The following is an 18,158-nucleotide window of genomic DNA, read 5'->3' as shown; positions in this document are numbered from 1 at the left end:
CTGAGAACGCTCAGCTGCTGCGTTTCAAACCGGCGCGCGCCCACAATATGGTCCTGATCGGATCGGGCGCGCGTCCTTCCTTTAAATACCGCTGATCACTGGAGTTCGGATATGACCGAAACCACGTCTCAGCCGATCCCCGAACACAGCAAGCGTGGCCTGTTCCAGCAATTGGAACTGGACGTCCGCCTATTGGGAATGATCGGTGCCTTTGTCATCTTGTGCATTGGATTCAACATCCTGACGGATGGGCGTTTCCTAACGCCGCGCAATATCTTTAACCTGACCATTCAGACAGTGTCGGTGGCGATCATGGCCACGGGCATGGTGTTTGTGATCGTGACCCGCCACATCGACCTGAGTGTTGGCGCGCTGCTGGCGACCTGCTCGGCGGTGATGGCTGTGGTGCAGACCGATGTGTTGCCAGATATGTTGGGCCTTGGCCTCAACCATCCTGCCACCTGGATCATCACCGTGGCCGTGGGCCTGGCAATCGGAACCCTGATCGGTGCCTTTCAGGGGTGGATGGTTGGCTTTCTGACGATCCCGGCCTTTATCGTGACGCTGGGCGGATTTCTGGTGTGGCGCAACGTGGCCTGGTATCTGACCGATGGTCAGACGATTGGCCCGCTCGACAGTACCTTTCTGGTCTTTGGTGGCACCTCCGGCACATTGGGTACCACGCTGAGCTGGGTGGTCGGGATTGTTGCAACACTTCTGGCGCTGGCCGCATTGTGGAACAGCCGTCGGGCTAAGCAAGGTCATGGCTTCCCAGTGAAACCCGCTTGGGCAGAAGCTGTGATCGCAGGCAGCATTGCCGCGTCCATTCTGGGCTTTGTTGCCATCCTGAATGCCTACCAGATCCCTGCCCGCCGTCTGAAGCGGATGATGGAGGCGCAGGGTGAAACCATGCCCGAGGGGCTTGTTGTCGGCTATGGTCTGCCGATTTCGGTATTGATCCTGATTGCTACAGCCGTGGTGATGACGATCATCGCTCGTCGGACGCGTCTGGGGCGGTATATCTTCGCAACCGGCGGCAATCCTGACGCGGCTGAGCTGTCTGGCATCAACACGCGGCTTTTGACGGTGAAGATTTTCGCTCTCATGGGGTTCCTCTGTGCACTCTCCGCCGTTGTGGCGTCGGCGCGACTGGCGAACCACTCCAATGATATCGGCACTTTGGATGAATTGCGCGTCATTGCGGCGGCGGTCATCGGTGGTACTGCCCTGTCTGGTGGCTTCGGGACGATCTACGGCGCGATCCTTGGCGCGTTGATCATGCAGAGCCTGCAATCGGGTATGGCTATGGTTGGCGTCGACGCGCCGTTCCAGAACATTGTTGTTGGCACTGTACTGGTCGCGGCCGTCTGGATTGATATCCTGTATCGTAAACGTGTGGGGGCCCGGATATGAGCACCGCAAAAGAACTGCGCGCCGCAGGCGCCACCCCACTGGTCGAGATGAAGGATATCTCGATCTCCTTTGGCGGCATCAAAGCCGTGGATCACGTCAGCGTTGACCTTTACCCTGGTGAGGTTGTCGGGCTGCTGGGTCATAATGGTGCCGGGAAATCCACCCTGATCAAGGTGTTGTCCGGTGCTTACCAGATGGATGCCGGCGAGATCCGGGTCAATGGCGATAAGGTTGAGATCACCAATCCCCGGGACGCGCGGTCGCATAATATCGAGACGATCTATCAGACGCTGGCGCTGGCGGATAATCTGGATGCGGCCTCAAACCTGTTTCTGGGGCGCGAATTGGTGACGCCGTTTGGTCTGGTGGACGACTCCGCGATGGAGGCCGAATGCCGCAAGATCATGAACCGGTTAAATCCGAACTTTCAGAAATTCTCTGAACCGGTGTCGGCTCTCTCTGGTGGTCAGCGCCAGTCGGTGGCCATTGCGCGGGCGGTGTATTTCAACGCCAAGATCCTGATCATGGACGAGCCGACCGCAGCCCTTGGTCCGCATGAAACGCAGATGGTGGCAGAGCTGATCCAGCAGCTGAAGGCGCAGGGCATCGGGATTTTCCTGATCGACCATGACGTCAATGCGGTGATGGAACTGTGTGACCGGGCTTCTGTCATGAAGAACGGCCAGCTTGTCGGAACCGTTGATATTGATGATGTCACGGATGACGATCTGCTGAGTATGATCATCCTGGGTAAACGGCCGGGAGAAGCGGCTGCTTGAAGCGATAAGACTTTGACGCGTGGGGCTGCCATCGGCGGCCCCTTTTTGTGTCTGCCTTGGCTTGTGGGGCGTCGAATTAAAATCTACAGTTTATGTAGATTCTATGTCGCTTGGAGAGGCAGCATGCTGACAATTGGGACATTGGCCAAACGCACCGGAACAAAGGTGCAGACTATTCGCTACTATGAGCAGATTGGTTTGATGCCGGAACCGGGCCGAACTGCGGGCGGGCAACGCCGCTATGGCCATATGGAGCTGGATAGGCTGGCCTTCATTCGCCACGCCCGGCAATTGGGGTTTCCACTGGATGCTATTCGCGAATTGTTGGATCTGGCGGATCACCCCGGTCAATCATGTTCCAACGCAGATTCCATTGCGCAACGGCAGCTGAAGCAAGTGGCGGATCGGATCGCGCGGCTGGAGGCCTTGCAGACTGAGCTGCAGCGGATGATCTGTGATTGTGCTGGCGGTACAGTCGCCGAATGTCGCGTTCTGGAGGTGTTGCGGGATCATTCCGAATGCCTGACCAATCACAATGAAATCGGGGCCTGATCAAATCTCTGGTGGCGCCTCATCATGGCCAAGCGCACGCAGCAGCATCCGGCGCTGGTGGTCCTGTCCGCCGAAGAACACCGCCAGCACGCGCAGCTGCTGGTCTGCTTCGTTGAGATCAAAATAGAAGATGGCACGCCCCTTGGTGACGCTGCGCAGGCCCGGTGCAATATCTGTGCGCAGCGTGCCCTGGTGGGGCGCGTGCCCCAATGTATCAATCGCGTCGTCAATCTCGGCCAAGCGCGTGGCCGCGCGCTCGAACGCGGTCTTTGTGTTCTCACCAAAGCTGATGGCGGCTTCAAAGAGAAAGTCGAAAATAGCCTCCAGGTCGCGGTCGATCGCTTCGGCACGATCAACCCGGTAGATCATGCTGCATCCGTTTCCGTGCCAGAAGATCCGCTGTGCGTTGACGGCCATCAGATGCACTGACGAAGGCCCCGTCGCGCCGCTCTGCGATCAGGGCGCGTAGGGCGGCGGTATCGGCACGGCGCGCCTCGGTTTCTTGGCGCAGAAGTTCAAGACCCTGTTGCAACACGGCGCTTAGGCTCGAATAGCGGCCTTCCGCAACCAAGGCGCGGGCAAAGTCATCCTGCGCTTCGGTCAGGGAGATGGAAGATTTTACACTCATTTTGCACCTGATGCTGTGAGTCCTGACCACATTTTATGCTACTGAGTAGTATTTATCAATCCAGCGCCGGACAATCCACGCAGGGCTAGTGCGATCCAGCCCAGTCCCGCGAGAGCAACGATCAGCCAGTTGTCGCTGCCCCACTGATTGATGACGATCCCGCCGATAGCCCAGCAGACAGCGATCGTGTAGGTTGAAGCCGTTGGGTGGCGGGATTGAACCACCCATGCAACGGCCAGTGCTGCCACAAGACAGATCACCCCCGCAATTTGCGGATTCATCAGCCCGTATCCCGGAACAACGATACTGATCGAAACGGCGGAGGCGGCTGTTAGCCACCCAGCATACAGACCTATCGGGCCGCGTTTCCAGATCCTTTTGCGACGACCGGCGCGGCGCATTGCGAGGATCGCAGTGATTGTCATGGCAAGGATCAGGACTGTGGCCAAAATTGGCGAAGCGTTCGCGACCCAGAGCCAGCAGACGCCGATGGCGAGGCTGATCGACAGCGGTTTACGCATCTCATGCCAGCTTGAGCCATCCGCTGCCCGAAGGGCACCAAAACCTGCCCCCACAATGAGCCAGAGATAGATAACGATCCAGATGGAAAACGCGGGCCCGATCGGCTGAATGACCGGATCAGGTTGAGGATAGGGCAGTTGACTGGCGGAATAGCCCGTAAAGGGTTCCGTCACCAAGGGCGCTGCAGCAAAGGCAATGGCAAGTGCCAGGGTAACATAGGCCAACGACTGTTTGTTCATTGTCTTCAATTCCCGCTATTATCTATCGGCGTGTTCGAGAGCCTATCATTTCAATATTACGCTCTGTTTACATGCGGTTAAAGAAACGCTCTCAGCTCAGCCAACGTTCCTGCTTCTAACGCTGGTTTATCGGTTCGTATGCGATTGATACGGGGAAACCTCATGGCTAGACCACTTTTGTGGCGGGATGATTCATTCAGCCCTTCGAAGGCAACTTCCAAAACAAGCTCAGGTTTCACCGCACGAACCGGACCAAAGCGATCAATGGTATTGTTGCGTACAAACCGATCCAGCTCCTTCAGCTCAGCGTCGGTAAAGCCGAAATACGCCTTGCCGACAGGCACCAGCTGATCGTCATTCCACACGCCAAAGGTGAAATCGGAGTAGTAGCCTGAACGCTTGCCATGCCCGCGCTGTGCATAAAGCATGACCGCATCCACAAGCATCGGATCCCGTTTCCATTTGAACCAGTAGCCGCGCTTGCGCCCTGCAATATAGGCGCTGTCGCGGCGCTTGATCATGACGCCTTCTATCACGCTGTTTGGTGGATCCGCGCGCAGTTTCGCCAGATCTTCCCAAGTCTCAAAGTCAAGCGGCAGGGAAAGGTCAATACGCGGATCACGCAGATCGCAAACGCAGGTTTTCAGATGGATCTGGCGATCAGCCAGGGTGCGGGGTCTCAGATTTTCGCCATTCCAGTACAGCACGTCGTAGACCCGCAGCGCGGCGGGATGGCTTGCGAGCATCGCTTTTCCAACCTTCTTGCGCCCCAGCCGTTTCTGCAGATCGCCAAATGGGGCAACGCTGTCTCCGCGCTTTACCAGCAGCTCACCATCCAGCACCCCGTCAAAATTCAACGCCTCGATCACATCGGGGAAGGACCCGGAGATATCTTCACCGGTGCGCGAATACAGCCGTCTTGTCCCGTTGTCGTTCACGGCCTGAACCCGGATGCCGTCCCATTTCCATTCCGCGACAAAGTCTGCCGGTGAGAGGCTGGTGAGGCCTTCCAGATCGGTGCCGATGGATAGCATGACCGGGCGGAAGGGGGCTGCCGCAAGGTTCACGGGTTTTTCGCCACCCTCTAACCAAGCAAAAAGGGGCAGGTATGGTGGCGTCAGCCCGTGCCAGAGCTCTTCTATCTCGGTGACATCAACATCCCCAAATTGGGCCAAGGCGCTGCGTGCCAACCGGGCAGAGACCCCAACGCGCAGACCACCTGTCGCCAGTTTCAGATAGGCGTAACGCTGCGTCGGTGTCATCTGGGACAGTCGCCGAGCGATGAGTGCGGGGAGCTGTGCCTTGGCGGTGTTGGTCAACTCATGCACCGCGTCGGTTAACGACAGATCAATCACCGTGTCTGAGTGCGGCCAGATAAGGGCTACGGTTTCCGCGAGATCGCCGACAAAATCATAGGACAGGCGGAACAACTCTGGGTCCGTTTCCTCTGCCACCAGACCGCGCAGCAGCGAGGGCGTTACGTTGCGCAGGGCAAGGTCACCGGTGATGGCCGCAAGCGCATAGCCCCGTTCGGGGTCCGGGATGGTGGCAAACGCGGTCGTCAGATGCGCGATCTTGCCATTGCGCGACGGTGTGAAGGCAAGTTGTTCCAAAAGTTCGGCGAAGGCCTGCATTATTCTGCCTCCTCCTCATAGCCGACAAGCCTCAAGGGGCGCCCGGTGATCTGGTTCAACTCGCACCAGCGAACCAGCGCGTCCTCACGGCCGTGAGTTACCCATACTTGTTTCGGGTTGAGATCCCTGATGGTGCGGGTCAGATCCGGCCAATCCACATGGTCGCTGAGAATCAGCGGCAGTTCGACGCCCCGCTGCCGGGCACGGGCGCGCACCTGCATCCAGCCGCTGGCAAAACAGATGACCGGATCGGGAAAACGCTGCGCCCAAGTCGCGGCAAAGGCGGAAGGCGGGCCAAGAATGATCTGTCCTTTAAATGCTGCTTTGCCTTCCTTGGTGGTGGCCGGACGCAGCTCTCCCAGGTCGACCCCCTGCGCAATGTGATAGTCACATAAGCGCTGCAAGGCGCCATGGATATAAATCGGCTGATCCCAGCCCGCCTGCCGCAATAGCGCAATAACTCGCTGCGCCTTGCCTAATGCATAGGCGCCGACAAGATGGCAGCGCTCCGGTTGAGCCGCAACAGAGCGCAGCAGTTTTTCGATTTCGGAGTGAGGGGTGGGGTGGTTGAACACCGGCAGACCGAAGGTGGCTTCGGTTACAAATACGTCGCAGGGGGCCAGCTGAAAAGATGCGCAGGCGGGGTTGTCTACACGCGCATAATCGCCCGAAACGGTGATCGCTGTGCTGTTGTCATCGACAGTGATCTGACAAGATCCCAACACATGGCCGGCTGGTGTAAACCGCGCCCCAATCCCGTCAACTTCTGTACTTCCTTCAACGGCAATTCGAGTCGCGCAGAAGTCCTCACCATAGCGTATGGCCATGATATCCAGCGTCTGGGGGCTGGCCCAGACCGTGCCGTGACCGGCGCGGGCATGATCGGCATGCCCATGGGTGATCATCGCGCGGGGCACCGGGCGTATTGGATCGATGTAAAAGTCCCCGGCCGGGCAGTAGAGACCATCCGGCTGGGGATGCAGCAACTCCTCCGGCAGGCGTTTTGCGCTCACGGGATCGGCTCCTTCGTGTCAAAACAACGAGTACCGGGAAGAAGCTAACCCAATCAGATGTTTGGGCAAGGGCTGTGGCGCCACCAGCTGACAATCTCAGCGTCAAATGACAGGGGCTGGAACCATCTGCGGAGTCACGCGTTTTGCCCCTTGTGATGCAGCCATCCCGAAACAGCAGCTGAGGAGAATACCCGTGGCGCAGAAGAACTTGACGCAAGGGGCGGTCTGGCGTGCGCTCGCAGCGGTGTCTGCACCAATGTCCCTTGGCATTCTGGGTGTGCTGAGCGTTGGTCTGGCTGATGCCTATTTCTTGGGTCAATTGGGGGAGGCGCCGCTTGCGGCTGTAGGCTTCATCTATCCTGTGACAACAGCGGTGACATCGTTGTCGATTGGTCTATCCGCAGGCGCAAATGCGGCAATATCTCAAAGCCTGGGGCGCGGTGACAGTGAGATTGAAACCAACAGGCTGTCGGTCCATGCTATCGTGTTGGGCACATTGGTTGCGACATTGGTTGCACTGGTGTTCTACCTAGGTGCGGGCGCTCTGTTCTCGGTGATGGGGGCGAAGGATGATGTGCTGGCGGAGGCGCAGTCCTATGCGCCATTCTGGGCGCTGTCTTTCCCGTTCTTGGTTGGTATGGCGCTTTTGAATGCCGTGTTTCGGGCGCATGGTGATGGCGCAACCTCAGCGGTGATCATGATGGTTGCAGCCGCGCTGAATATTGCGCTGGACCCTGTCCTGATCTACGGCCTCGGCCCGGTGCCCGAGATGTCGACAGCCGGAGCTGCACTTGCTACCGCTCTGGCGAGAGTTCTGACGCTGATTGGGGCTTTCGGCTACGCGCTTCGGACCGGGGTCATTCGCCCGCCGGAGGTGTTCACCGATGGGATTGGCGGTTCTGTTCGCGAAGTTATCCGCGTTGGCTTGCCTGCGGCATTTTCAAATGCGATCAACCCGGCCGGAATGGCGATGGTCACAGCAGCGGCGGCGACGCTGGGTGATACCGTCGTGGCCGGGCTCGGTGCTGCGCAGCGTGTGCAGTCGGTGGCCCTTGTTCCATTGTTGGCGCTGTCGGCGGGTATCGGCCCGGTTGTGGGGCAGAACTGGGGGGCGGATCAGCAGATGCGGGCGCGTCTGGCAGTGTGGCAATCCTGGCAATTCTGCATAGGATACGGGCTGGCGATGGCCTTGGTGTTGACGCTCTTTGCGTCTGATATCGCTGGCCTCCTTACCTCGGATCAGGGGGCGGCCGCCACGACCGCGCAATATTTGCGGATCGTCAGCTGGAGCTTCCTGGGATATGGTGTTTTGGTGACCGCCAACGCCGCTATGAACGCGCGATCGAAAGCTGTGTGGGCGATGGGCTTGAGCTTGATGCGGATTTTCGCAATCTACGTGCCGCTGGCGTGGCTAGGTGTTTGGATATTTGGTTATGCGGGCATCCTTGGCGCTGCGGTGATCGCCAATCTGGCAGCTGTTCCAGGAGCTTATTTCACCGGTCGCAGGACGGGATTGGTGGCGCACTGAGAGCGTGACGCTCAATCGGCATTCAGAAAGTCGATCAACCTGCCCTCACCCAGACGTAGCCCGCTGACTTGTCGCTGCGGCAACGCGCTCAGCTGTGCCACGCGTTGACGGTCAGGCAGGTCGGCTAATCCGATGATCTGCGGATGGATATAGCTGTTACGGGCGATGGTTGGGGTGTTGTGCAGCCGTTCTGCTGCGGCCTCGGCCATCGCGGTGATGGTCAGGGTTGGGGCATCAAGAGCGGCGGCGAATGCGGCGTGGCTGCCGTTCCAGGTGCGCAAGGTCTTGGCGGAGACCTCATCGCCGCATAGTTTGGCCAAAACCTCCTGCACCTGCTCCGAGCGGACGGCACGAACATCATCGTTGTCGTCGACCCAAGAGATCAGTTCGGGGCCGGCCAGATCCTGTGAGCGTTCGAGGATGCGTTGCAGCGCAGGCCCCCGCAGTGACTTCTCCACTGTCTGGCCGCCCTTTGCCGTATATGTCAGCTGTATCGCCTGACCCGAAAAAACGACATGACGCGGGCGCAACGTGGTAGCGCCGTAGCTGCCGTTCTTCTCGGTGTAGCGGGGGTTTCCAATTCTGAGAGAGCCGCGATCCAGAAGGGCGAGTACGGCTGCGATGGCGGTGTCTTCGTCGCCCACAGTGCCGGTCAGCCTGTCGCCGATCCAGCGGCGCAACGCCGGTAGGCTTTCCCCGAAGGCAACGAGATGAGCAAATTTCTGTTCGGCCCGGCGCGCCTGCCATTCTGGATGATAGCGATATTGTTTCCGATTGCGGGCGTCGCGCCCGGTGGCTTGAAGGTGGCCGTTGATCAATGGGCACAACCAGACATCTGTATATGCAGGTGGGACACCCAACCCATTCAGCCGGGCCCGTTCCGTCGCATTGCCGATATGACTGCCGTCGGGCATGTAATAGGAAAACCCGCGGCCTCGACGGCGGCGGGTAATACCGGGCTGATCATCCGTGTAATAGACCAGTTTCATCAAGTTGATCCCTGTCTCAACAAAGATGGGCCATGCGGCCAGGGACCGCCTGGGGGCAGGCGGCCCTCATGTGGTTAGCCCATCACCATGACTGATTTCACGTTCACGAATTCCTTCATGCCGAAGCCACCGTGTTCCCGGCCATAACCGGAATCTTTGACACCGCCAAAGGGCATATTGGGGATCGCGAGACCAAACCCGTTGATGAATACCATGCCGGTGTCGAAGTAATCGCGGGCGAGGGCAAGCGCCTTCTCAGTGTCCTTCGTCATGATGCCGCCCCCGAGGCCAAAGCGGCTGTCATTGGCGATGCGCATGGCGTCGTCTGCATCCTGCGCGCGGATTAATGCGGCGACTGGGCCGAACAGCTCATCATCATAGGCCGGTTGACCGGGGGCCACATTCTCAAGAACGGTGGCCGGGTAGAAGAACCCATCGGTATCGGGCATCTCACCACCGCAAAGCAGTTTCGCACCACCTTCGAGACTGTCTTTCACTTGTTGATGAAGATCGTCCCGCAGATCCTTTCGTGCCATCGGTCCAATGTCGGCATCTTCCCCCATCGGATCACCGGGGGTGACCCGCTTCATCGCCGCGACATAGGCGTCGCGGAACTGGTTGTAGATGGCATCCACCACGATAAAACGCTTGGCGGCAATACAGGTCTCACCATTGTTGTAGGTCCGGCCAGTGACGCAGGTCTGGACGGCGGCATCGATATCGGCATCCTCCAGCACGATGTAGGCATCGTTGGACCCCAGCTCCAGAACCGTTTTCTTCACGGCCTCTGCGGCCTTGGCACCGACCTTACGGCCCGCGCCATCACTGCCGGTCAGGGTAACACCGCGCACCAGATCGTGGCTGATCAAAGTATCTGATTGATCATGGGAAATCACCAGCGCCTGAAACAAGCCCTTCGGGAGGCCCGCTGCCTCATAGATTTCCTGGAGCATCTGACCCGAGCCGGTCACATTGGAGGCATGTTTCAGCAGCACGCCGTTCCCAGCAATCAGGCTCGCAATCGAATAGCGGACAACTTGATAGGCGGGAAAGTTCCAAGGCTGGATGCCATATACAACGCCGATGGGCGAGTAGAAGATATGCCCTTTCTCGCCACCCTCGATATCGCGTTCTTCAGGTGCGAAAGCAGCGGGCGCTTCGGCCGCGCTATAGTCACAGATCGCTGCGCAGAGATCGATTTCCTGGTGGCTCTGCTTCAGTAGTTTGCCCATTTCTTTCGTCATCAGTTCAGCAAGCTCATCCTTGCGGTCGCGCAGGGCAGCGCCAATTGCTTTGATGGTGTTTGCGCGATCCTCCACCGAGGTCAGCCGCCAATCCAGAAATGCATCGTGGCAGCGTTGCACGGCGTCTTCCAGCGCCTTGCCGCTGAGCACGTTATAGGTGTCGAGTGTCTTGCCAGTGGTGGGATTCACGGTTGTGACTGTATCGGACATGATTGGCCTTTCGTTCTATCGGCAGAGAGGGATGCCTCTGCCTGTCTCTTGCAGGCACAACGTAGCGTCGGCGTTTGGGTTCCCGGCAATCGCAGTGACGTGAGGTCGCAGCCGATCTTCTGCCGGATCGGCTGACGGGTGAGTTGCAACTCGGATTGCCTTCCACCTGATGAGAACATATATAGAACAAATGACTCGACAGACACTGGATCAAAAACTCGCCATCCTAAGTGATGCTGCCAAATATGATGCCTCCTGTGCGTCTTCAGGCTCAACCAAACGCGACTCACGCGATGGAAAGGGGTTGGGCTCAAACGAGGGGACGGGGATCTGCCACGCCTATGCGCCGGACGGGCGCTGTATCAGTCTGCTGAAGATCCTGATGACCAACTTCTGCATCTATGATTGCACATATTGTGTGAATCGGGTGTCCTCGAATGTACCGCGCGCACGGTTTACGGTGGACGAGGTTGTGAAGCTGACCATCGAATTCTACCGGCGCAACTATATCGAGGGTCTGTTTCTGTCATCAGGGATCATCCGGTCCCCGGACGCGACGATGTCGGAAATGGTTCAGATCGCGCGCAAGCTGCGGCAAGAGGAGAATTTTCGCGGCTATATCCACCTCAAGACCATTCCGGATGCAGCCCCGGACCTGATTGCAGAGGCAGGCCTGCTGGCGGATCGCCTGTCGATCAACGTCGAGATGCCGAGTGATGCGGCAGTGCGCGAACATGCGCCGGAGAAGGACCCCGGGCAGATCCGCAAGGCAATGGGTGATGTGCGCTTGCGCAAGGAAGCCGCCAAGGATCGGAGCCATACGGGCCGTCGCCCGCCACGGTTTGCCCCGGCAGGGCAGTCCACGCAGATGATCATCGGGGCGGATGGCTCAAACGATGCGATGGTGCTGGGGCAGTCGACCCGGCTTTATTCCAGTTACAAACTGAAGCGGGTTTATTATTCTGCGTTCTCCCCCATCCCCGACAGCTCGGCCAAGCTGCCGTTGATATCCCCGCCATTGCAGCGCGAGCACCGTTTGTATCAGGCGGATTGGTTACTGCGGTTTTATGATTTCCAGCTTGATGAGATCACCTCGGTGACGCCGGATGGCAATCTGGATCTCCATATAGACCCCAAATTAGCCTGGGCGCTGGCCCATCGTGAAATGTACCCGTTGGATGTGAACCGTGCCAGCCGGGAGATGTTGTTGCGGGTGCCGGGGTTTGGCGTGAAGACGGTGAACCGCATCCTGAGTACCAGGCGGCACCGGTCGCTGCGATATGAAGATCTTTTGCGCATCGGGGCCTCAATGAAGAAGGCACGGGCCTTTGTCGTGGCGGGTGGCTGGACACCGGGTCGGCTGACGGACAGCGTCGATTTGCGGGCGCAGTTTGCACCGCCACCAGAACAGCTGGCCTTGTTCTGATGTACCATGCTGAAATGCCTGTGATCGGCACAGCGGAGGCCTGGCGCTGCGCCGCGCGGGGGTTTCTGGCGCAGGGTATTCCGCCTGAGGCAATCCTCTGGAACAACGACGGCACGGCGCCGGATCTGTTTGCCTCACAGGCCCGACCCCCGCCCAATGGCGACATCCATGTGCCGCGCGGCTTTGTCGCCCTGGCGGACAAGGTGGTCTGGCACAGTGATCCGAGCCGGTTTTCCCGGCTCTATGGGTTTCTCTGGCGCCTGCGGGGGGCGCGTGGTCTGATGAGTGATCGCGGTGATGTGGATTTGGCCCGGCTGCGGCAGATGGAAAAAGCTGTGTCGCGCTGCCAACACAAGATGAAAGCCTTCGTCCGGTTTCGTGAACTGGGTGATGCCGATGCGCCGCGCCGGTCCTTCGCGGCGTGGTTCGAGCCGACACATCACACGGTGGAGCCAACAGCAACGTTCTTTGCCCGGCGCTTTGCCGATATGGACTGGCGCATACTGACACCGGATGTTGCAGCGATATTTGAGGGGGGAGAGTTGCGGTTTGAGCCCGGCCATCCCCGGCCTGAACTGCCGCAGGATGCCAGCGAACAGCTCTGGATCACCTATTTCCGCAATATCTTCAATCCGGCGCGACTGAAGGTTCAGGCCATGCAGTCGGAGATGCCTAAAAAATACTGGAAGAATATGCCGGAGGCCGCCGCCATTCCAGAGTTGATCGCCACAGCCCCGGCGCGGGCACGCGCCATGGCGGAAGCTGCACCAACCTTGCCACCGTTACGCGCTGCGCGGGTGCAGGCCCGCTTGCCAGAGGCAAACCCCTATTGGCAGGGTCCGGCAGCTGAGTTGCCCGCCGCGATCAACAGCTGCACTCGCTGTCCCTTGTATCGTCCAGCCACTCAGGCCGTGCCCGGTGAAGGTCCAACAGATGCGGATCTGATGATTGTCGGCGAACAACCCGGTGACCAGGAGGATCTGGTGGGGCGGCCATTTGTGGGGCCCGCCGGGCAGCTGTTTGATCAATTGGCGGCTGAGACCGGGCTGCCGCGGGAGGCGGCCTATATCACAAATGCGGTGAAACATTTCAAATTCATGCCCAGAGGCCGCAAGAGACTGCATCAACGGCCCAACGGATCGGAGATCCACCATTGTCAGGTTTGGCTCCGGGCTGAACTGGATCTGGTCCAACCAAAGCTGATCCTTGCGCTAGGCGCGACAGCGGCGGAGGCATTGCTTGGGTCGGGCAAGGATATCCTGCAACGGCGTGGGACGATTGAGCGCCGCGTTGACGGGACGCCGGTTTTGATCACTTTGCATCCATCTTATCTGCTTCGGGTGCCTGATCGCTACCTGCGCGAGCGTGCGACGGAGGATCTGCGCGCAGATCTGCGGTTGGCGGCAGATTGGTTGGTGCAGCGCGAGACCTTGATCGAGCCTTGAAGATGGACGCGGCTAGGGGCCCTGACCCTAGTCCGTGCTTGTGGTGCTGGTCGAGCCTGAGGAGCCGAGGCCTGCGACCAGCGCCAGACCCAGAAGACCGATAGCAGGCGCTATCATTGGCGCAAATTGACCTGCAACCGGTTCAATGAACAAGAGACAGTCGTCCTCTTCCGCGTTGCGCTCATCCTCGCAGTCCAATTGGTCATCCGAGGTCTTTGCAGTCTGCGCCAGACCGGAGCCCGCGATAAGCAGGAGGGCAAGGGCGCAGCTCAGGATCGTGCGCATGAGATATCCTTTCGCCGTGTGTCCAATCAGTTTACCGCCGCCGCGACGGGTGTTGTGATCAGGGACGGCGTGATCTGGCGCAGGGTGCGGCCCCATTTGGTGACCGGGTTTTCGGCAACAAAGATCACATCGTCTGGTCGCAACTGGAATTTTGTTGCAAGTGTAAGGTTGGCCGCACTGCTGGCATTCAGATGCCAGGCGGTCACCGCGCCGAATTCACGCGGGTCGCTGGAGGCGCGCAGCACATAGACTTGCGAAACATCACCGGTTTCACGCGCGATCCCACCACCAGCATCATAGAGCGCATCCGCCAGCGAGGCTTGGCGTTCATAGGGCAGGGGATAGCGGGTCTGTTTATCGACCTCGCCGGTCAGATAGACATAGTCACGGTCATTCGCGCCAAGGACCTCGCGCGCCTCAAAGGTGCTGCGCTGTTCTGCATAGTCACTGCGGCGCAGGGAGATCGCAGTGTTCAGCTCGCTCAGTTCCTGTGCGCGGGCAGCGATCGTTGTCTGCTTCAGGCGTATCTGTTGTTCAAAGAAGCGCTCAGCGCGGTTGAGATTGAAATCCGTATCGACAAACACGGCATCGCCGGAGATGAGGCGTGTGTTTTGTAGATCGGGGCTGGCGTAGAAATCTGTAAGCGGGATCTGATAGAGTTCACCGTCGCGATAGATCCTGACAGAGCTCACGTCGATATCCGCTACGGACACGCTGCCCGCAGCGGCCAGCGCTTCGCTGAGGTAGAGCGGTGTCAGGGTGATCGGCAGAACACCGGGTTTTCCAACGGCTCCGCCAACGGAGACGCGGCGCGAGTTGAATTCTGCGATTTCGAGGCTGAAAGTCGGGTCGAACTGAGCTTCGACCAGTTTCTGGAACAGCAATTCCTCCGCATCCTCAATCGTCAGGCCCGCAATGCGCACACGCCCGACATCGGGAATATTGACCGATCCGTCATCCTGTACGGTATAGCCATTGCGGCTGTTCTGCGCCGCCAGCAATCCGGTCAGCTCTTCCAGGGTGTTGCGTGTCGTGGGCGTTGCCAGCATGACGACATCACCAACCCCGATCTGATAGGGCATTTCTGGAACCGCCGGAGGACGCTTTAGGGCAAGGCGTTGATTGCGCAGGCCCTCCTGAGTGGATGGCGCCTCTGGCAGTCGTCCCGCGCCGCGAACAGACACACCCGCGCCGGTTCCGGCGGTGCGGGCATAGGCCTCCGGAAGGGATTGCGGGGCGTAGGCAGCCCGGTTGGCTTGCGTTACGGTTTCGCCAGTCAGCGGCACCACACGCACCTGTGTGCCATCCCCTGCACCGGGGATGACATCAGAGCTGCGATAGACGGTTGAACATCCTGCCAGCGCAAGGGCGGCGCAGCAGATCATGGAAATCAGGCGCAAGGTCTTTCCTCCGGTCGGGGTGGGATGGTGCGGGTCATGGTGTCACCTGCAGCCGTGTTGTCATTGTGCCGAGATACGGTCCGGTCCACTGGCGGCTCTGGATGAGCTTGTTATCGGTTGCTCGTAGCCAATAGAGGTTCAGAAAGCTCTGGTCCGGGTTGACGCAGCTTTCGGCGATCAGGCGGGTCGTGATGTCCTGGCCGGCAATGGTCAGCGTGCGGTTGCCGCGATCCCTGATGTCGCAGTGATAAGTCCGGGTCTCGGTCTCGTCATTGCCGGTCAGATAGCTGTGAAATCGCTCTGCCGGGCCTTCTGCATGTGCAAAAATACGACGATGAGATTGCTCCAGGTCGACAGCCATCAAACCCGCCCCGAACCCACGGGTCGCGCGCAGCAGCCCCTTATCGGTTTGCAGACTGGCCCCGTCGGAAGACAGCCAGGTGACCAGTCCGGCGCGGCGGGTCTCCTGCAGCATTACACCGCTTCTTCCGGTCTTGAGAAATCGGACCTGCATCCGCTCCGCACCCGCGTTGGCCAGTATGGCGGCGCGGGCTGTCGTCTGTTCAGAAAGTCCTCGTGTCAACTGCTCTGCCGTCAGGATCTCGCGTTCATCATTCGTGCAGGCCCCAGTGCTCAGGTAGGCGAGGGTCGCAATGGCACGGGTGATCCGGTGGAGGCGTCGCGCGTTTATCATCTGGCGTAGCGCCCCCATTGTGCAGCAAGCGCCCGCCCACGGCTGTCGCGGACCTTGTCATAGAGGCGTGTCTGTACGTTCAGGCGGGCACCGCCATCCCGCAGAACTGGGCGGATGACCTGTGTGATACTGCGTCGGGAGGGTTTTCCGGTGAGCCAGGCAACCGGCACCTCAACACGAATGCCTTTGTCAAAGGAACCCTCGCCAAATTCTTCGTAAGACGCGTCTGTCAGCGTTGCAAATGCGCCGACTTTGAAGCCGTTGTTGAACTCACGATCAACCGTAACCGTGGTGCCCCAGTCGCCGGCAAGATACCGGCCCATATCGACCTGAACATGATAATCGCCGCGGGTTTTGTAGTAGACGGAGGCATGGCCGGTCATAACGTCGTAGTCCTGGAACCCGAACTGGACATCGAAATCCCGCTGTCTGGCATAATTCAGCTCCGCTCCAAGCGCGAGGCTGCTGCCAACCGGAAACCAGAGCAGCTCCGCTGAGATGCCGCCAAACATCTGCTCAAGATAGCCTGCTGTGACGCGGGCAAACAGATCCTGACCGGGCCGCCAACTGTAGTCAGCGGTCAAATGGCTGAGACGCAGGTCGGATTCAGAGGCATAGCGCGCCCAGTCTGAGCGGACCCGGGGCAAGACGGAGTTCGAAGGGCGGGCCGAGGCATCAAGGTTGCCAATCACTGGCTGACGCAACTGACCGGCAAAGGTCCAGCCGGGTGCAGGCTGGTAGGTGGCTTTCAGCTCCGCGCCGATCTCGTAGCGCAGCGGCTCATCCGGATCAAAGAAGGAGAGTTGCGTATAGGGCCCAAAGCGATAGGTGAAGCGGGGAAAGGCGGCTATCTCCTGATCAACAGCGATGCGGTCCGGAGCATCTTCAATCTCAGTCCGGGCGAGGCTGCGCCAAGCTTCATCCAGATCACCCTCCAGTTCGTAGAGGTCGCTACGCCGGCTTTTGATGCGGGTTGTGGGCAGCCCGTTCTCAGCGAGCGTCACCTCAAAATGCTGCAAATGGCGCGGCAGAGTATTGGCCATGACGCGGGTTGTGCGCCCAACCGCTTGCGCCGCCGCGCCGTAGCGCAAATTCTCCACAGTGATGCGCGCGCTGGCGCCTTCGCGTTCAAAACTGATCAACCGAAGGCCCTCTGCCTCCAGCTGGGATTTCAGCACATCGTTCAGGCGGGGAGGTTGTGGTTCATCAGGCCCGCCCTGGGCGAGGTTCCAACTCGCCACCGCCACCTGTTCGGCTGGTTTCAGCGCGGGCGCTGCCGCGCCCTGACCACCGGGTGTTGCGGCGCGGCGCGGGTCAAACGAATAGCTCAGCTGCAGGGCAAGCGCAGAACCATTCAGATATGACCCGCCCAGGGTCACGCCATTGTCGAACTGATAGGATGCCCCGATATTGAAAGGGGAGCGAACATCGCTCAGCCCGCGCTGAGCCTCTGCAGAGTAGGTGTCGGAGGAATATTCCGCCATCACAGACCATTGCGGGGTCACATCCCAGCGCAGCCCACCGAAGAGGGCAGCGTCGCCCCGGAACCAATTGCCGAAATCCAGCTGGCCTGTGGTCGATATGCCACCGGCATTTGAATCTTCACGGGTATCAAACCGCCCATTCAGTGCGGTCAGCGGATTGCGCTGCCCCCCGCGTCCGGCCAGCCGCCCCCATCCGATCCCGCCGGTGACGGTGACATCTGGTGTCACGTGTTTTGTTGCGACAAGGTATTCGCCAGCATAAACGCCGGTGCCTCCGAAATCGCGCAGGCCAAGGGCGATGGCAGGCCCGGCTGCGGTCTCCCGGCGCAGCTGAAAGTGAACGTCAAAGCTGCGGTCATAGCGGCTGAGGCCCACCCCGGCATCAAAGTCCCGCAAAAAACTGTAGCGAAAACTGCCGTAGACATTCGGCAACATCTGAAACATCAGGGTATTCCGGCTGGTGTTGTCGAAGTTCGAGGTTGTCAGCGCTAGCGTTCCGTCTGGCAGAACCTCCGCAGTTGGCATATCAACCAATCCCGGGGTTCCATAAGTCGACAGAGTTTGAGCTGGTGCACGGATTGCACCCAGCGGGCCGCTGAGCGTGCTCAGACAGCCAATCAGAAGAATTGCGTGTACCCGCATTCCCACCCAGCCTCGTCGTGCCCACCTTTTT

The 18,158-nt window shown here is 59.3% G+C and carries 17 protein-coding genes; 6 read left to right on the top strand and 11 right to left on the bottom strand.

Annotation, left to right across the window (positions count from 1 at the left end):
- Window positions 1–111: 111 nt before the first annotated feature.
- The 3 genes from INHI_RS0102340 (at window position 112) to INHI_RS0102330 (ending at window position 2,744) form a co-directional block, all read left to right on the top strand.
- The gene (locus tag INHI_RS0102340) at window positions 112–1,413 is read left to right on the top strand and encodes a sugar ABC transporter permease (RefSeq protein ID WP_027246572.1); all 1,302 of its coding nucleotides are present in this window, start codon (window positions 112–114) and stop codon (window positions 1,411–1,413) included.
- Window positions 1,410–2,192, top strand: a complete 783-nt coding sequence (locus tag INHI_RS0102335) for an ATP-binding cassette domain-containing protein (protein ID WP_014881676.1) — start codon at window positions 1,410–1,412, stop codon at window positions 2,190–2,192. Before INHI_RS0102340 ends, INHI_RS0102335 begins: the two co-directional genes overlap by 4 nt.
- A gap of 123 nt (window positions 2,193–2,315) precedes the next feature.
- Entirely contained in the window at window positions 2,316–2,744 is a 429-nt protein-coding gene (locus tag INHI_RS0102330) for a MerR family transcriptional regulator (protein ID WP_014881677.1), read from the top strand.
- Here the strand turns inward: INHI_RS0102330 and INHI_RS0102325 are convergent, their stop codons facing one another.
- From INHI_RS0102325 to INHI_RS0102305, 5 genes are all read right to left on the bottom strand, one after another.
- Window positions 2,745–3,113: a type II toxin-antitoxin system RelE/ParE family toxin gene (locus INHI_RS0102325; RefSeq protein ID WP_027246571.1), complete on the bottom strand. Its 369-nt coding sequence runs from the start codon at window positions 3,111–3,113 to the stop codon at window positions 2,745–2,747. It lies immediately after the preceding gene.
- Window positions 3,097–3,372, bottom strand: a complete 276-nt coding sequence (locus INHI_RS0102320; protein ID WP_014881679.1) for a type II toxin-antitoxin system ParD family antitoxin — start codon at window positions 3,370–3,372, stop codon at window positions 3,097–3,099. The genes INHI_RS0102325 and INHI_RS0102320 overlap by 17 nt, the downstream gene beginning before the upstream one ends.
- A 38-nt stretch (window positions 3,373–3,410) precedes the next feature.
- A complete protein-coding gene (locus tag INHI_RS0102315) occupies window positions 3,411–4,067 on the bottom strand; it encodes a TspO-related membrane protein (RefSeq protein ID WP_254656823.1) in 657 nt (218 codons plus the stop codon).
- A 143-nt stretch (window positions 4,068–4,210) separates the two neighbouring features.
- Window positions 4,211–5,767: a cisplatin damage response ATP-dependent DNA ligase gene (locus INHI_RS0102310; protein ID WP_027246569.1), complete on the bottom strand. Its 1,557-nt coding sequence runs from the start codon at window positions 5,765–5,767 to the stop codon at window positions 4,211–4,213.
- A complete protein-coding gene (locus INHI_RS0102305; protein WP_027246568.1) occupies window positions 5,767–6,780 on the bottom strand; it encodes a ligase-associated DNA damage response exonuclease in 1,014 nt (337 codons plus the stop codon). The genes INHI_RS0102310 and INHI_RS0102305 overlap by 1 nt, the downstream gene beginning before the upstream one ends.
- Before the next feature lie 193 nt (window positions 6,781–6,973).
- Here INHI_RS0102305 and INHI_RS0102300 point away from each other — a divergent pair, with 193 nt between their 5' ends.
- A complete protein-coding gene (locus INHI_RS0102300; protein WP_027246567.1) occupies window positions 6,974–8,308 on the top strand; it encodes an MATE family efflux transporter in 1,335 nt (444 codons plus the stop codon).
- An 11-nt stretch (window positions 8,309–8,319) separates the two neighbouring features.
- Here INHI_RS0102300 and INHI_RS0102295 read toward each other — a convergent pair whose 3' ends face one another.
- Both INHI_RS0102295 and INHI_RS0102290 read right to left on the bottom strand, forming a co-directional pair.
- Window positions 8,320–9,297, bottom strand: a complete 978-nt coding sequence (locus INHI_RS0102295; protein ID WP_027246566.1) for a DNA topoisomerase IB — start codon at window positions 9,295–9,297, stop codon at window positions 8,320–8,322.
- Between the two features lie 74 nt (window positions 9,298–9,371).
- Window positions 9,372–10,751 carry an NAD-dependent succinate-semialdehyde dehydrogenase gene (locus tag INHI_RS0102290; protein WP_027246565.1) on the bottom strand — a complete coding sequence of 460 codons (1,380 nt, stop codon included), beginning with the start codon at window positions 10,749–10,751 and terminating at the stop codon, window positions 9,372–9,374.
- Window positions 10,752–10,941: 190 nt separating this feature from the next.
- On the opposite strand from INHI_RS0102290, the gene INHI_RS0102285 reads away from it, so the two are divergent.
- The gene (locus tag INHI_RS0102285) at window positions 10,942–12,177 is read left to right on the top strand and encodes a putative DNA modification/repair radical SAM protein (protein ID WP_027246564.1); all 1,236 of its coding nucleotides are present in this window, start codon (window positions 10,942–10,944) and stop codon (window positions 12,175–12,177) included.
- A complete protein-coding gene (locus tag INHI_RS0102280; RefSeq protein WP_027246563.1) occupies window positions 12,177–13,622 on the top strand; it encodes a UdgX family uracil-DNA binding protein in 1,446 nt (481 codons plus the stop codon). Before INHI_RS0102285 ends, INHI_RS0102280 begins: the two co-directional genes overlap by 1 nt.
- Before the next feature lie 27 nt (window positions 13,623–13,649).
- Here INHI_RS0102280 and INHI_RS0102275 read toward each other — a convergent pair whose 3' ends face one another.
- The 4 genes from INHI_RS0102275 to INHI_RS0102260 are packed head-to-tail and all read right to left on the bottom strand — an operon-like array spanning window position 13,650 to window position 18,127.
- Window positions 13,650–13,907, bottom strand: a complete 258-nt coding sequence (locus INHI_RS0102275) for a hypothetical protein (protein WP_027246562.1) — start codon at window positions 13,905–13,907, stop codon at window positions 13,650–13,652.
- 26 nt (window positions 13,908–13,933) lie between these two features.
- Entirely contained in the window at window positions 13,934–15,307 is a 1,374-nt protein-coding gene (locus INHI_RS0102270) for a polysaccharide biosynthesis/export family protein (RefSeq protein ID WP_027246561.1), read from the bottom strand.
- Between the two features lie 34 nt (window positions 15,308–15,341).
- Complete coding sequence (locus INHI_RS0102265) at window positions 15,342–16,001, bottom strand: YjbF family lipoprotein (protein WP_036766793.1); 660 nt, start codon at window positions 15,999–16,001, stop codon at window positions 15,342–15,344.
- The gene (locus INHI_RS0102260; RefSeq protein ID WP_027246559.1) at window positions 15,998–18,127 is read right to left on the bottom strand and encodes a YjbH domain-containing protein; all 2,130 of its coding nucleotides are present in this window, start codon (window positions 18,125–18,127) and stop codon (window positions 15,998–16,000) included. The genes INHI_RS0102265 and INHI_RS0102260 overlap by 4 nt, the downstream gene beginning before the upstream one ends.
- Between the last annotated feature and the right edge of the window lie 31 nt (window positions 18,128–18,158).

It is taken from the genome of Phaeobacter inhibens DSM 16374 (genome assembly GCF_000473105.1).
GTDB lineage: Bacteria > Pseudomonadota > Alphaproteobacteria > Rhodobacterales > Rhodobacteraceae > Phaeobacter > Phaeobacter inhibens.
The sequence above is the reverse complement of the archived record's forward strand: the minus strand, read 5'-3'. Positions and strand labels throughout refer to the sequence as shown.